14 protein-coding genes are annotated in these 14,795 nt (G+C 63.7%); 8 read left to right on the top strand and 6 right to left on the bottom strand.

What is annotated here, in order from left to right:
* Nucleotides 1-61: 61 nt before the first annotated feature.
* The 3 genes from cysD (at nt 62) to cobA (ending at nt 3,196) form a co-directional block, all read left to right on the top strand.
* Nucleotides 62-1,024, top strand: coding sequence for a sulfate adenylyltransferase subunit CysD (gene cysD / locus P3T18_RS07135; protein ID WP_429299223.1), 963 nt, complete (start codon nt 62-64; stop codon nt 1,022-1,024).
* 21 nt (nt 1,025-1,045) lie between these two features.
* Nucleotides 1,046-2,362, top strand: coding sequence for a sulfate adenylyltransferase subunit 1 (locus tag P3T18_RS07130; protein WP_429300061.1), 1,317 nt, complete (start codon nt 1,046-1,048; stop codon nt 2,360-2,362).
* 90 nt (nt 2,363-2,452) lie between these two features.
* A complete protein-coding gene (gene cobA / locus P3T18_RS07125; RefSeq protein ID WP_429299222.1) occupies nt 2,453-3,196 on the top strand; it encodes a uroporphyrinogen-III C-methyltransferase in 744 nt (247 codons plus the stop codon).
* A 652-nt stretch (nt 3,197-3,848) separates the two neighbouring features.
* Here cobA and P3T18_RS07120 read toward each other — a convergent pair.
* From P3T18_RS07120 to lptF, 3 genes are read right to left on the bottom strand one after another with little or no spacing between them, the layout of a single operon-like run.
* A complete protein-coding gene (locus P3T18_RS07120; protein ID WP_429300060.1) occupies nt 3,849-4,229 on the bottom strand; it encodes a sirohydrochlorin chelatase in 381 nt (126 codons plus the stop codon).
* 10 nt (nt 4,230-4,239) lie between these two features.
* Nucleotides 4,240-5,388 (bottom strand): LPS export ABC transporter permease LptG, encoded by a 1,149-nt coding sequence (gene lptG / locus P3T18_RS07115; RefSeq protein ID WP_429299221.1) that lies wholly within the window; start codon nt 5,386-5,388, stop codon nt 4,240-4,242.
* Nucleotides 5,389-5,391: 3 nt separating this feature from the next.
* Nucleotides 5,392-6,489: an LPS export ABC transporter permease LptF gene (gene lptF, locus P3T18_RS07110; protein WP_429299220.1), complete on the bottom strand. Its 1,098-nt coding sequence runs from the start codon at nt 6,487-6,489 to the stop codon at nt 5,392-5,394.
* Nucleotides 6,490-6,626: 137 nt separating this feature from the next.
* Here lptF and P3T18_RS07105 point away from each other — a divergent pair, with 137 nt between their 5' ends.
* The 3 genes from P3T18_RS07105 (at nt 6,627) to P3T18_RS07095 (ending at nt 9,412) form a co-directional block, all read left to right on the top strand.
* Nucleotides 6,627-8,150, top strand: a complete 1,524-nt coding sequence (locus P3T18_RS07105) for a leucyl aminopeptidase (RefSeq protein WP_429299219.1) — start codon at nt 6,627-6,629, stop codon at nt 8,148-8,150.
* 40 nt (nt 8,151-8,190) lie between these two features.
* Entirely contained in the window at nt 8,191-8,607 is a 417-nt protein-coding gene (locus P3T18_RS07100) for a DNA polymerase III subunit chi (RefSeq protein ID WP_429299218.1), read from the top strand.
* 109 nt (nt 8,608-8,716) lie between these two features.
* Nucleotides 8,717-9,412, top strand: coding sequence for a DUF2486 family protein (locus tag P3T18_RS07095; RefSeq protein WP_429299217.1), 696 nt, complete (start codon nt 8,717-8,719; stop codon nt 9,410-9,412).
* Nucleotides 9,413-9,484: 72 nt separating this feature from the next.
* On the opposite strand, the gene P3T18_RS07090 is transcribed toward P3T18_RS07095, so the two are convergent.
* Together P3T18_RS07090 and ilvD are read right to left on the bottom strand one after the other, a co-directional pair.
* Nucleotides 9,485-9,826 (bottom strand): c-type cytochrome, encoded by a 342-nt coding sequence (locus P3T18_RS07090; protein ID WP_429299216.1) that lies wholly within the window; start codon nt 9,824-9,826, stop codon nt 9,485-9,487.
* A gap of 171 nt (nt 9,827-9,997) precedes the next feature.
* A complete protein-coding gene (ilvD, locus tag P3T18_RS07085) occupies nt 9,998-11,671 on the bottom strand; it encodes a dihydroxy-acid dehydratase (RefSeq protein WP_429299215.1) in 1,674 nt (557 codons plus the stop codon).
* Between the two features lie 205 nt (nt 11,672-11,876).
* On the opposite strand from ilvD, the gene P3T18_RS07080 reads away from it, so the two are divergent.
* Together P3T18_RS07080 and lgt are read left to right on the top strand one after the other, a co-directional pair.
* The gene (locus P3T18_RS07080) at nt 11,877-12,872 is read left to right on the top strand and encodes a LysR family transcriptional regulator (protein WP_429299214.1); all 996 of its coding nucleotides are present in this window, start codon (nt 11,877-11,879) and stop codon (nt 12,870-12,872) included.
* A gap of 114 nt (nt 12,873-12,986) precedes the next feature.
* A complete protein-coding gene (gene lgt / locus P3T18_RS07075; RefSeq protein WP_429299213.1) occupies nt 12,987-13,892 on the top strand; it encodes a prolipoprotein diacylglyceryl transferase in 906 nt (301 codons plus the stop codon).
* A gap of 91 nt (nt 13,893-13,983) precedes the next feature.
* Here the strand turns inward: lgt and P3T18_RS07070 are convergent, their stop codons facing one another.
* Nucleotides 13,984-14,712 carry an SIMPL domain-containing protein gene (locus P3T18_RS07070; RefSeq protein ID WP_429299212.1) on the bottom strand — a complete coding sequence of 243 codons (729 nt, stop codon included), beginning with the start codon at nt 14,710-14,712 and terminating at the stop codon, nt 13,984-13,986.
* Nucleotides 14,713-14,795 lie beyond the last annotated feature (83 nt).

Here is a 14,795-nt window from a genome sequence, read left to right as displayed (position 1 = left end):
GACTTGAATACTTTGCGCCGCGGACAACCGCTCGCGGCGCGAACCAACGAAGGACCCAAACATGAGCACCACGCTCGATTCCACTGTCAATGCACCGCTCGCCAACACGGCGAACCGGATGGATCATCTCGATTGGCTCGAAGCCGAGTCGATTCACATCCTGCGCGAACTGGTCGCCGAATGCAGCAAGCCCGCGCTGCTGTTTTCGGGCGGCAAGGACTCGGTCGTGGTGCTGCACCTCGCGTTGAAGGCGTTCGGCATCGGCGCCAATCGCAAGACCGTGCTGCCGTTCCCGCTCGTTCACATCGACACCGGCCACAACTACGACGAAGTGATCGACTTCCGCGATCGCCGCGCGAAAGAGATCGGCGCCGAGCTGGTGGTGGGTCACGTGGAAGAGTCGATCAAGCGCGGTACGGTGCGCCTGCGTCGCGAGACGGACTCGCGTAACGCCGCGCAAGCCGTGACCCTGCTCGAAACGATTGCCGAGCACGAGTACACCGCGTTGATCGGCGGTGCGCGCCGCGACGAAGAAAAAGCCCGTGCGAAAGAACGCATCTTCTCGTTCCGCGACGAGTTCGGCCAGTGGGACCCGAAGGCGCAACGCCCGGAACTGTGGAGCCTGTACAACGCGCGTCTGCACAACGGCGAACATCTGCGCGTGTTCCCGATTTCGAACTGGACCGAACTCGACGTGTGGCAATACATCGCTCGCGAACAGCTCGAACTGCCGTCGATCTATTACGCGCATCAACGCGAAATCGTGCGCCGTAACGGCCTGCTCGTGCCAGTCACGCCGCTCACGCCGATGCGTGAAGGCGAAACCAGCGAAACCGCGCTCGTGCGTTTTCGCACCGTCGGCGACATCAGCTGCACGTGCCCGGTGGAAAGCGACGCGGACGATCTCGAGAAGATCATCGCCGAGACGGCCGTGACCGAAATCACGGAGCGCGGCGCGACCCGGATGGACGATCAGGTCTCCGAAGCCGCGATGGAACAGCGCAAGAAGCAGGGTTATTTCTAAGCACACGAACTGGGCAAGACAATCATGAGTATTCATCAACCGGAAGACCTCGGCGTGTTGCGTTTCATCACCGCAGGTAGCGTGGACGACGGCAAGAGCACGTTGATCGGCCGCCTGCTGTACGACAGCAAGGCCGTGCTGAGCGACCAGTTGTCGGCGCTTTCGCGCGCGAAGAACAAGCGCACCGTGGGCGACGAAATCGATCTCTCGCTGCTGACCGACGGCCTCGAAGCCGAGCGTGAGCAAGGCATCACCATCGACGTCGCGTACCGCTACTTCGCCACCGCCAAGCGCAAGTTCATCATTGCCGATACGCCGGGCCACGAGCAGTACACGCGCAACATGGTCACGGGCGCATCGACCGCGCACGCGGCGATCATCCTGGTCGACGCCACGCGCGTCACCTTCGTCGACGGCGTCGCGCAACTGCTGCCGCAAACCAAGCGTCATAGCGCGCTGGTCAAGCTGCTTGGTCTGCAGCACGCCATCGTCGCGATCAACAAGATGGATCTGGTCGACTATAGCGAGACGCGCTTCAACGAAATCCGCGATGCGTATGTCGAACTCGCGCGTCAGCTCGGTCTGGAAGACGTGCGCTTCGTGCCGGTGTCGGCGCTGAAGGGCGACAACATCGTGACGGCCAGCGAGAGCATGCCGTGGTATGCGGGCGAGCCGCTGCTCGATTTGCTCGAAGCGCTGCCGGTGGACATTCCGACGGGTCAGGCGCTGCGTTTCCCGGTGCAGTGGGTTGCGCGTCAGGACGGCAGCCAGGCCGACGATTTCCGCGGCTACATGGGCCGTGTCGAAGCGGGTGAAGTGAAAGTGGGCGACACGATCACCGTGCTGCCCGCGAACCGCGAAGCGACGGTGGCCGAGATCATTGCGCCGGTGGTGGGCGGCACGGCGGCAGTCGACCGCGCGTTTGCCGGCCAGACCGTCACGATCCGTTTGACGGAAGACGTGGACGTGTCGCGCGGCGACACCTTCGTGCTGCGCGAAGCGGCGCCGGAACCGGCGAAGAAACTCGAAGCCGACCTGTGCTGGTTCGACGACACGCCGCTGTCCACGCAACGCAAGTATCTGTTGAAGCAGACCACCAACACGGTGTTCGCGCGCATCGGTGCGATCAAGGAAGTGCTCGACGTGCACACGCTGTCGCAAGCGACCGATCGCAAGGAACTCGCGATGAACGACATCGGCCGCGTTGCGTTGACGCTGCAAAAGCCGCTGGTGTGCGACGTCTACGATACGCATCCGGGTACGGGCGCATTCGTGCTGATCGACGAAGCCACGCACCACACCGTCGCGGCCGGCATGATCCGGGCGTTTTCGGCGTAAGCGGACAGGGGCGCCGCCGCGCAAGGCGGCGCGCTTGCCCGACCAGGATGGTGATCGGGCTGCAAATGGGCTGCAAACAGGTTGATGCAAATGGGTAAGGTATATCTGATCGGCGCAGGACCAGGTGCTGCGGACCTCATCACGGTTCGCGGCGCGCGGCTGCTGGCGTCGGCCGACGTCGTGCTGCACGATGCGCTGGTCGAGCCCGCGATGCTCGACTACGCGCCCGCTCACGCGCGGCGGATTGCTGTCGGCAAGCGTTGCGGGCAGTTGTCGACCGCGCAGCAGTTCATCAACAAGCAGATCGTCGATGCCGCTCTGGAGCATGGCGTGGTGGTGCGTCTGAAGGGCGGCGACCCGATGCTGTTCGGCCGTGCCGACGAAGAGATGCGCGCGCTGGAAGCCGCCGGCATCGAATACGAAGTCGTGCCGGGCATTACCGCCGCGTTGGCGAGCGCGGCATCGCTCAAGCGGTCTCTGACTTTGCGCGGCGTATCGCGCAGCGTGGCGTTGGCCACCTTCAGCCGTGCGCCGGGCTCAGACGAAATTCGCGAGCAGGTGAACGCGGATTCGCTCGTGTTTTACATGGGACGCGATAGCGGCGTGGAGATCGCGCAGCAGTTGATCGACGCCGGGCGTTCGGCTTCTACGCCGGTGGCGATCGTCGAAGCGTGCAGCACCGAGCGGGAGCGGATCCTCACACTGACACTCGATGAACTCGCCGCGGGCGACGCGCAGCGGTGGGTGGATGCTTCGCAGCCGAGCCTGCTGATGATCGGGGAGGCTTTTGCCGTCCGGCAGGGGGTTTTGGAGCGGGTTTTAGTGGCGGCTTAGTTTGGAGCCGGTGGGCTGGTTTTTTTGTTGTTTGCCTACGGCGGCTGCGTTTCGTTTCTGTTCTTAGTGGTTTATTGGTGTTGCCCCTGTGCGGGGCGGCACTTACTTTCTTTGCCGCGGCAAAGAAAGCTAAGCAAAGAAAGCCGCTCACACCGCTAACCCTAAGCGGGCACCTCTCATAACCACGCGGAGTGGCAGCCGATAGGGCCGACCGTGGATCGTTATTCGTAGTGGTACAGCAGTCATCCGTTCCGGCGACGCTGCGCGCGCCGGAGCGGTACTTCACCAAACCACTCACTTCGTTTTTCGCTGTGCCAGCCATCGGCTTCGCCTCGGCGAAACGCTCAACGGAAACCTTCGGTTTCCCTTTATGTGCCGCTCGGCGCGCGAAGCGCCGCCGGAACTGATGACGGCCTTGTCACTCACGCGGAGCGCGCGACGCGTCGGACGCTCCGGGGCCACCGCCGCAGAGAAGCGCCACCGATAACGAATAGCATTGGCGGTTCAAAGCGGCTTTCTTTGCTTACCTTTCTTTGCCGCGGCAAAGAAAGTAAGTGCCGCCCCGCACAGGGGCAACACTAATAAACCGATAAGAAAATAAGCACCGCCACCGTAGGCAAACAGCAGATAAAACCGCGGCGCAGGCAAAACATCAACCCTGCCGAAGGCAATAAAAAACCACCGCATCAAGCACGCCGTCATCTTCGCCAACCGCTACGGCACACCGAATCTCAACAGCAGGAAACGTCTCCCGACACCGCTCCACGACAGCGGGCAGATCGCGCCGGATATGACCACCCTGGCCAAAAAACACCGGCACGACCGTAACGAGAGAACAGCCGTCGGCGACCAGGCGCGCAATGGCCGTCGGCAAATCCGGCTCCATCAGTTCCAGGAATGCCAGTTCGACCGGCCCGGCGTCGGGATCGGAACTGCGGGCGACCCGCAGCTTGTCGGCGAGCCGCTCGAAGGGCTCGCGCCAGCGCACATCGCGTGCGCCGTGTCCGAATAGCACCATCCCATGCGCAGCCATCACGAGGCTCCTAATGGCGATCGACCCACTTCAGTCCGACCAGTCCCAGCACCAGATACACGAGACCAGGTGTAGCTGCGGTCAAGGGCGCGGGCCACGTGTTCAGCGTGCCGATGTGTGAGAACAAGGTGTTGAACAACTGGAAGCTCATGCCCAGCATGATGCCGCCAAAGACCTTCACGCCGACCACACCCGCGCGCGTGTGCAGATACGCGAACGGCAGCGACAGCACCAGCATCACGAACACCGCGAACGGGTAGAGCAGCTTGCGCCATAGCGCGATTTCATAGCGCTGCGTGTCCTGATGATTCTCGGTCAGATGCTGGATGTAGCGGAACAGATTGAACATCGACATCCGGTCCGGCGACACCAGCAGCACCGACAGAATCTGCGGCGTCAGTTCGGAGCGCAGCGAATACTCGGGCAAGGTGACCTGCTTTGCGCGATACACCGGATCGAGCGCGTCGGCGGGCGTGCCCGGAGGCGGCGGCACGTCGATCAGCTGCGTGTCGGTGACACCGGTGAGTTGCCAGTGGCCCGGCGGCTGATACTTGCCGCTCTTCGCGATGCGCACGTTCGCCAACCGGAACTTCGAATCGAACTCGTAAATCCGCACGTTACTGATGGTGGCGTCCGGCTTCAGTTCGCCGACGTTCACGAAGCGCGTGACCTGCTCGCCGTCCGCGCGCGCGGTGAGCGTGTCTTTCACCCACACGCCCGATTCGAAGTTGCTCGACACCGACGACCCCAGCGCTTCGAGCCGCACGCGTTCGGAGAGTTGATCGGTGTACGGACCGACCACTTCGCCGATCAGATACGTGAGGAACACCAGCGGAATGCCGATCTTCAGCAGCGAGCGCAGCGCCTGATTCGTGGCGAGACCGGACACGCGGAAAATCGTGTACTCGGAGTTCGCGGCCATCTGCGCGAACACGTAGATCGCGCTGATCAGCGCGGCGACCGGGATGATTTCGTAGAAACGCGACGGCGTTTGCAACGCGACGCGCAGCACCGCGTACTGGAACTTGTAGCCGCCGTGTCCGACGGAATTCAGTTCGTTGATCAGGTCGAAGAAAAAGAACAGGCCCGAAAACGCGAACAGAATGAAGACGAACGTGAGGTAGACCTGACGCGCAAAATACTTTTCATAGATGCGCATCGATCAGGCTCCCTGCGAACGGCTGAAAGTGGCTCGCGTAAAGAGCGGCCGGTTGCGCACGCGTAGCCAGAAAATAAACGCGACGATCACGGCCACGACGATGTGCAGGCCCACGAGTCCAACGCCGAACGACATCTTGCCCTGCTCGATCCACGACTGCACCACGTTCAGCAGATTCGAGTACGTCAGATAGATCAGAACGGCCATCACGAGATTGATGGTGCGGCTGCGGCGCGGATTCTGGTGCGCAAGCGGAATGGCGAGCAGCATCAGGTTAAGCGCGATGAGCGGCAAGCCGGCGCGCCACGCGAATTCCGCGAGGTTGTCGCGCGTGGGATTGCGCAGCAGAGTGAGCGTGGGCGTACCGGTGGTGGTGGGGGTGTTGACCACCGGCTGGCTCTGGATCTTCACACCATAGCGTTCGAATTCCATGATGCGGAAATCGGGATGACCCGGCTCGCCGTCATAGCGACGGCCGTTTTCGAGCACGACGAAGCGGTCCCCGTTCTTGTGCGTTTCCGTATGACCGTTCTTCGACACCACGACGTTGACCTTGCCGTTTTCGGTGCTGGTCACGAACACGTTTTCGACGTGCCCCTGATCGGGCGACATCTTCTCGATGAAGAACACGCGATGGCTCGTGGCCGATTCGCGGAACTGGCCCGGCGCGAGCAGCGAGACCTCGTCACGCTGCTGGAAGCGCGCGCGGATCAGCTTGCTCTGCTGGTTCGACCACGGCCAGCCGACGAACACGAAGAACATGATCAGGATGATGATGGGCGTGGCGAAAATACCGATCGGCTTGATGAAGCGGGTCAAACTGACACCCGAGGCCAGCCACACGACCATCTCGGAGTCTTTGTACCAGCGGGTCAGGACGAACAGGATCGACACGAAGAGGGTCGCGACAAGCATGATGGCGAGGTAGCCGATCACGGTCAGCCCGATCAGGACCAGCACATCGCGCGGGTCGATCTCGCCCGAGGCCGCGAAGCCGACGATACGGATCATCATCGTCGTCAGCACGAGCGTGAGGAGAACCATGAACACGGCACCAGCCGTATACGCGAGCTCGCGCTGGAGGGAGCGTTCGAAGATCATTATTGATGATGAGAGGGGGCGCTCTCGGTGGCGCGCGGATTGGATCCCGTCACGCCTCCGGTGCAGCCGCCGCGGGAAAAATAGCGGATAATTGCGGCTTTCATCCTAAGCCCAGATTTTATCCGAGGACAAGCGCGATGGACTTTAGCATAAAAGCCTGTGATTGGACCAAAGGCTCGTCAAACGGTTTCCTGACCGGGAAATCGGACTGCATCGTAATCGGTGTCTTCGAGTCGCAAACGCTTTCGGGCGCCGCGCTTGAGATCGACGAGGCAACGCGTGGCCTGCTGACCCGCATCATCAAGGCCGGCGACATGGACGGCAAGGCCGGCACGACGCTGTTCCTGCACGAAGTCTCCGGTATCGGCGCTTCGCGCGTGCTGCTGGTCGGCCTCGGCAAGCAGGACGCTTTCAGCCAGAAAGCCTATGGCGACGCCGTGCGCGCCGCGTGGCGCGCGCTGCTTCCCACCAAGGTCGTGCAGGTCACCTTCACGCTCGCGCAATTGCCGGTTCAGGACCGCTCGGCCGATTGGGGCGTGCGCGCCGCGATCCTCGCCCTGCGCGAGCTGACCTACAAGTTTACGCAGATGAAGAGCAAGCCGGACACCTCGGCGCGCGCGTTGAAGCGCATCGTCTTCAGCGTCAACACCGGCGACGAGAAGGCCGCCAAGCTGGCTGCGAAGCAGGGCGCCGCGCTGGCCAACGGCATGGATCTGACGCGCGACCTCGGCAATCTGCCGAGCAACGTCTGCACGCCCACTTACCTCGCCACCACCGCCAAGAAACTCGCCAAAGACTGGAAGCTGAAGGTCGAAGTGCTCGGCGAGAAGCAATGCGAAGCGCTCAAGATGGGTTCGTTCCTGTCGGTCACGGCCGGTTCGGTCGAGCCTGCGCAATTCATCGTGCTGCAGTATCAGGGCGGCGCGGCGAAGGCGGCTCCGGTCGTGCTGGTCGGCAAGGGCGTGACGTTCGACACCGGCGGCATCTCGCTCAAGCCGGGCGAGGGCATGGACGAGATGAAGTACGACATGTGCGGTGCCGGTTCGGTGCTGGGCACGTTGCGCGCGGTCGCGGAAATGGGCCTGAAGATCAACGTGGTCGGCATCATTCCGGCGGTCGAAAACATGCCGTCGGCTACGGCCACCAAGCCGGGCGACATCGTGACCAGCATGAAGGGCCTCACGATCGAAGTGCTGAACACGGACGCCGAAGGCCGTCTGATCCTGTGCGACGCGCTCACCTACGCCGAGCGCTTCAAGCCGGCCGCCGTGATCGACATCGCCACGCTAACGGGCGCTTGCATCATCGCGCTCGGTCATCACAACAGCGGCCTGTTTTCGAAAGACGACGCGCTCGCGGGCGAGTTGCTCGACGCCTCGCGCGAAGCGTCCGATCCGGCATGGCGCATGCCGCTCGACGACGAGTATCAGGATCAGCTCAAGTCGAATTTCGCCGACCTCGCCAACATCGGCGGCCGTCCGGCGGGCAGCGTGACGGCGGCGTGCTTCCTGTCGCGTTTCACCGAAGCGTACCCGTGGGCGCATCTGGACATCGCCGGTACGGCCTGGAAGAGCGGCGCGGCGAAGGGCGCGACCGGTCGTCCGGTGCCGCTGCTCGCGCAGTTCTTGATCGATAGGGCCGCTGACGGCCGCGGCGCATAATGACGCATTGCAGTAAAGCGGCTGTGAGCCAGGATCGCCGATGACGAGAATCGATTTTCACTCGAACGTCGGCGATTCGCTGCTGTATGCGTGCCGCCTGATCCGCAAGGCGTATCAGGCGGGCCAGCCCACTATCGTGCTGGCGGAACCCGAGCGCTTGCGGGTCTTCGACGAACAGCTGTGGACCTTTTCACCGCTCGATTTCGTGCCGCATTGCATGGCGGGCACGCCGCTCGCCGCGCAAACGCCGATCGTGCTGGCCTCGAAGCTCGACGACGTACCGCATTATCAGGTGCTGCTCAACCTCGGCGCGAGCGTGCCGGCGCAATTCGCGCGCTTCGAAAGATTGCTCGAAGTGGTCGGTAACGCACACGAGGAACTCGCGGCGGGTCGCGAACGCTATCGCTTCTATCGCGATCGCGGCTATGCTTTGAACAACTACAAGCAGGGCGGCTGACGCTTTTGGCGCGCGAGGCCGCGCCGCGCTTCGTCTTACGTTCCACCCTGTCGGGGCAGTCCGCGCCCGTTCTGCCTGTCCTGCTTCGACTCAAACACGGAGAGTGCACGTGTCCGATCCCCACGACAACTCGATCCCGGTCCTGCACGAGATTCTCGTACCGGGCAACGCCGCGCAGGCGCGTCAACCCGCCCAGCCGGGCGACTCGGACGCCGCGCCGGTACACGGCGCCGGCCCATTGGCGGAATCGACAGAACCGGTTTTCGCGCCCGCACCGTCGCAGTCGCCGGAGCCGTTTCTCGCGGCGGAGCCCTTGCCCGCCCAGGTCGAGACCGTCTCCCCTTCCACACCTGCCCATACGCCACCGGCTCACGCCGGCGAGCACGGTCATGCGAAGAAACGCGCTCGCCCACATGCTCACGCCGAGCCGCGCCATGCGCACGAGCAGGTCCAGCACGCGGAGCTGGCGACGTCCGCCGGCGTGTTCGATCGCGCCGAGCCGGCCGCGCCGCCCGAAGCGGGCGCCATCGTGCCGCCGGATATCGAATACGAAGCGCAGGCGCACGCGCATGCCGACCTCGACGCCGATGTCATCGCCGAACGTCTGCGTGGCCGCTTTGCCGGGTTTCTGACCGGGGAAGGGCGCGGCATCGTAGAGGCACGCTGTCGCGAAGCCTTGCAGGAGCACTCGGCGTGGCTCGTGAACCAGATCACGCGTGAAGTGGCGCTGGCGTTGGAAACGGAAATGACCGGATGGGTGCGGGAAGCGGTGGCGGAAGAGATCGCGCGCCGCGCGGGTCATTGAGCGAGACAGCCTGACGCCGCGACACACGCGGCGCTATCGGCGTATCCGCGCATTTGGGCGTTGCCCGGACCGTTACTTGAGCGTCAGGATCCAGCTTGCCAGCGCGCTCGCCTGGTCGGGCGTGAGTTGGGTGTTGGCGGGCATTGGCACCATGCCCCAGATGCCCGTGCTGCCATCCAGAATCTTGTGCTTGAGATAGGTGGCGGCATCTTCGCGCGCGGCATATTTTGCTGCGACGTCATGCAGCGCCGGTCCCATGAACGGGCGCGTGACCGAATGACAACTCATACAATTCTGCTGCTGGGCGAGCGCGAGGCCGGCCGCCGCTTCGGCATGCGCGGCGGGGCTGCCGGCGCACATCGCGGCGCCGAGCACAGCCATCGCAACACGCGCTGCGTACGACATTGATTTCATTATGGTCTCCGTCGGTTCGAATGCCCGACTCGTGGTGCACGCATTATAAAAGGAAAGGGGCGCACGGTTTCCCGTACGCCCCTTAGCGCTTTTACGTAGTTCGACGCGCCTCGCGCCGGCTCGATCAGGTTCGATCAATCCGACGCACGACGCACAACACCCGGTCCGCGTTCAGCCCGACACCGCGCCCTTGTTCGCCGGCAGCGCCAGCGCCGAATACTTGGCCAGCACGCCACGCGTGTAGCGCGGCTTCGGCTGTTGCCACGCGGCGCGTCGGCGTTGCAACTCGGCATCGTCGACATTCAGTTGCAGCAGCAGCTGGTGTGCGTCGATGGTGATCGAGTCGCCTTCGTGCACGAGCGCGATCGTGCCGCCCGCGAAGGCTTCCGGCGCGACGTGACCCACCACCATGCCCCACGTGCCGCCGGAGAAGCGGCCATCGGTGATGAGGCCGACGCTTTCGCCGAGCCCCTTGCCGATGATCGCAGACGTCGGCGCGAGCATTTCCGGCATGCCCGGACCGCCCTTCGGTCCGAGATAGCGCAGCACCACGACGTCGCCGGCGGTGATCCGGTCGGCGAGAATCGCTTCGAGCGCGCTTTGCTCGTCGTCGAATACGCGGGCAGGCCCGGTGATCACCGGGTTCTTCAGGCCGGTGATCTTGGCCACCGCGCCGTCTTCCGCCAGATTGCCCTTCAGGATGGCCAGGTGGCCTTCCTTGTACAGCGCCTTGTCGATCGGGAAAATCACCTGCTGGTCCGCGCGCGGCTTGCTCGGCACGTCCTTCAGTTCTTCCGCGATCGTCTTGCCGGTGATGGTGATGCAATCGCCGTGCAGCATGCCCGCGTCGAGCAGGATCTTCATGACTTGCGGAATGCCGCCGGCCTTGTGCAGGTCGGTCGCCACGAACTGGCCCGACGGCTTCAGGTTGCAGATCACCGGCACTTTCTTGCGCATGCGCTCGAAGTCTTCGATGGTCCACTCCACTTCGGCCGCGTGCGCGATGGCGAGAAAGTGCAGCACGGCGTTGGTCGAGCCGCCGGTGGCCATCAACACGGCCACGGCGTTTTCGATCGACTTGCGCGTGACGATGTCGCGCGGCTTCAGATCCTTCTTGACCGCTTCGACCAGCACGCGCGCCGATTCGGCCGCCGAGTCGACCTTCTCCTGATCCGGATTGGCCATCGTCGACGAGTAAAACAGCGACATGCCCAGCGCTTCGAACGACGAGCTCATGGTGTTGGCGGTGTACATGCCGCCGCACGAGCCCGTGGACGGGCATGCGTTCTTCTCGACCCCTTCGAAATCTTCCTGCGACATCCGGCCGGCCGTGAATTCGCCCACCGCTTCGAACGACGACACGATGGTCAGATCGACGCCTTTCCAGTTACCCGGACGGATCGTGCCGCCATAGACGTAGATGCTCGGCACGTTGGTGCGCAGCATGCCGATCATGCCGCCCGGCATGTTCTTGTCGCAGCCGCCGATCACGATCACGCCGTCCATCCACTGACCTTGCACGCAGGTCTCGACGCAGTCGGCGATCACTTCGCGCGACACCAGCGAGTACTTCATGCCTTCGGTGCCCATCGACATGCCGTCCGAAATGGTCGGCGTGCCGAAAATCTGCGGATTCGCGTCCGACGCCTTGACGGCGGCGACGGCTGCGTCGGCCAGACGCTGCAGACCGGCGTTGCAGGGCGTGATGGTCGAGTGGCCGTTGGCGATGCCGATCATCGGCTTGTCGAAGTCGGCTTTTTCATAGCCGAGCGCGTAGTACATCGAGCGGTTCGGCGAGCGCGCCACGCCCTGCGTAATGTTCTTCGAACGACGGTTGTATGCCATGGGGAACTCCAGTCTGTTTTGTTTTGAGCCGTGCCTGGGTACGTCAGTATCGGGCGGTTTGCGGGTGCTGTCCTGGACGGCCGGCGACGGGCCGCCGGTTGCATCAGTCCAGTGTAGGTCGGGCGCGTCGCGCAAGGATGCAGTTTTGCCAAACGCGTGTCCAATATATTATTCAGGCTCGATTAGGTCGTAAAATGTATTAATCATGCTGCCCGTCACGCCCGACCTGCGCCAGTTGCGCTATTTCGTCACCGTCGCCGAAGAAAAGCACTTCGGGCGGGCCGCCGCGCGCCTGTCCATGACGCAGCCGCCGCTCTCGCAGGCCATCCGCGCGCTCGAAGAAACGCTGGGAGTCGAACTGTTCGCGCGCACCAAGCGCTCGGTCGAACTGACGCCCGTGGGGGCCGACCTGCTGCCGGAAGTGCAAAGATTGCTGGCCGCGGCGGAAGGTTTGCGGCCGCTGGCGCAAAGTCTCGCGCGCGGCGAGGCGGGCGTGCTGCCGCTCGCTTTCGTGTCCACGGCGGACTACGGCCTGCTGCCGCTGCTGCTGCGCGACTTCGGCGCGCGCTACCCACGGGTGCGCCTCGAACTGACCGAGGCCACCAGCGACGTCCAGGTGGACGAACTCGTTGCCGGGCGCATCGACGCCGGCCTCGTGATCGCGCCGCTGCCGTCGCGTCACCTGACCCAGCTATCGTGGCTGCCGCTTGCTCGCGAGCCGCTGGTGATCGCGATGTCGACCGACATGGCGGCGCGCATCGAGGGCAGCGCGCAAGCCCGCGGGACGGCGCCGGACAGCGCGCTGCCCGAGTGGCTCGATGCGCCGATCAGCCTGCGCGAAGTCGCCGACGAACCGCTCGTGATCTTCCCAAGACGTTTGGCGCCGGGCTTTTATGACATCATTATGGATTGCTACGGCGTGGCGGGTGTCGCGCCCCGCGTCGGACAGGAGGCGATCCAGATGCAAACGATCGTGAGCCTCGTGTCCGCCGGCATGGGTGTCGCACTGGTGCCGCAATCGCTGCGTAATCTGCGCCGCACCGGTGTGGTGTATCGTCCGTTGCGGGAATCGGTGCCGGCAATCGAAACCGGGCTCGTCTGGCGCACGGCGGAGGTGAGTCCGGTGCTGGCGGGCTTTATCGACATCGCACGTGCGCATGCGGCCACGGTCGAAGCGCAAACGGCGGGGGCGCGCGGCTAGTGTCGCCGCGTCACTCGCGCCGGTTTGCTTCGTTACGTCGCGCATACCGCTGCACCGCACATTAACCTGCAAGCAAGTCTTCGCTTCTGAACCTGAACTGCCCATAACAACACGATGCTCATTCACCCGAATTTCGACCCCATTGCCATTCATCTGGGGCCGCTCGCTGTGCGCTGGTATGGACTGATGTATCTCGTCGCGTTCATCGCGGCGATCGTCGTCGGCCGTCTGCGCCTGCGTTTGCCGTATGTCGCGGCGCAAGGCTGGACCGCCAAGGACATCGACGACATGCTGTTCTACGGCGTGCTCGGTACGATTCTCGGCGGCCGCCTCGGCTACGTGCTGTTCTACAAGGCGAGTTTTTACTTCGCGCATCCGCTCGACATCTTCAAGGTGTGGGAAGGCGGCATGTCGTTTCACGGCGGCTTCCTCGGCGTGACGCTCGCGATGGTGCTGTTCGCCTATCAACGCAAACGCTCGTGGCTGCAAGTGACCGATTTCGTCGCGCCGATGGTGCCGACCGGGCTCGCGGCAGGGCGCCTCGGCAACTTCATCAACGGCGAACTGTGGGGCCGCGTGACCGACCCGACAGCGCCGTGGGCGATGCTGTTTCCGGGCGCCGCACCGGACGACGCGGTGTGGCTCAGCAAGCATCCCGATCTTGCCGCGCAATGGCATCTGAACGAAGTGTTCGCGCAATATCACATGCTGCCGCGTCATCCGTCGGAGTTGTACGAGATCGCGCTCGAAGGCGTCGCGCTGTTCTTCGTGCTGTTCTTCTTCTCGCGCAAACCGAAGCCGATGGGCGCGATTTCCGCGGTCTTCCTGATCGGCTACGGCCTCGCGCGCTTCACGGTGGAATTCGCGCGCGAACCCGACGACTTCCTCGGCTTGCTCGCCATGGGTCTTTCGATGGGGCAATGGCTCTCGCTGCCGATGATTCTCGCGGGCATCGGTATGCTGGTCTGGTCGTATCGGCGCGCGCGTCGTGAACCGGCGCAGGCCGTGGGCGTGAACTGAACGACATACCGCACGTCGGTACAACAAACGCAAAAACGCCACGGCATGCCGTGGCGTTTTTTTTGCGCGTAGTCCCGCTCGATTCCGCTGATTACTTCATCTGCACCGAGCCGGACACGTTGACGGTGACCGTGGATGTCCCGCCTTCGAGCGGTACCGGCGCGGCTTTTGCGTCGGCGCCCATGGCGCGCGCGCTCATCATCATCATGGGACGCGGCATGACGCCGTTGTGGCCCACGTTTACCTCGCGGATGGAATAGCTGCTGTAACCGAACGCCTGCGCCGACGAAGCCGCCTGGTCGCGGAACGATTTGATGGCTTCGCCGGTGAGCTTCTGCTCGGCCGCGCGTTGCGCTTCCGGCGACAGCGAGAATTGCACGTTACCGACCTGCATGATCGATGCCATCTGTCCGGCGAGCTTCGATGCCGCAGCGAAGTCGTGCGATTCCAGCACGATCTCGGTACGGCCGCGCCACGCGGAAATGCGGCCGTCGCGATCCGTGGACGGATAGATCGAGAACGAACCGGTGCGCGCCGTGACGCCGCTCACGCCCTTGGCTTTTTGCAGCGCGGCGTCTGCGCGCTGATTGAGCGTGGACGTGAGTGCCGACGGATCGCTCGCTTCCTGCTCGTAGAACAGCGTGATGTCGACCACGTCCTGCGGCACCTCGGCGCTCGCCTGCGCATTCAGCGACAGCACGCCGGCAGGCTGATACTGCGTGACGGTTTGCGCGCGAGCCATGACCGGCGTCAGCGCGAGCGCGGCGGGTGCAGCGCACGCGAGAGCGAGCGCCAGTGCACGAGCGGTGTTGTTTTTCATTGTTGGACCCTTTGCTTGAACGGTTGCGCACGAACAGGACATGCGCCGCGCAATGGCACGGCGCTTGCAAGTCCCGTTTGCGA

Origin of the sequence: Paraburkholderia sp. GAS199 (assembly GCF_050436585.1) — a bacterium.
GTDB lineage: Bacteria > Pseudomonadota > Gammaproteobacteria > Burkholderiales > Burkholderiaceae > Paraburkholderia.
Note: the sequence above shows the minus strand (reverse complement) of the source record. Positions and strands in the feature narration are given on the sequence as shown.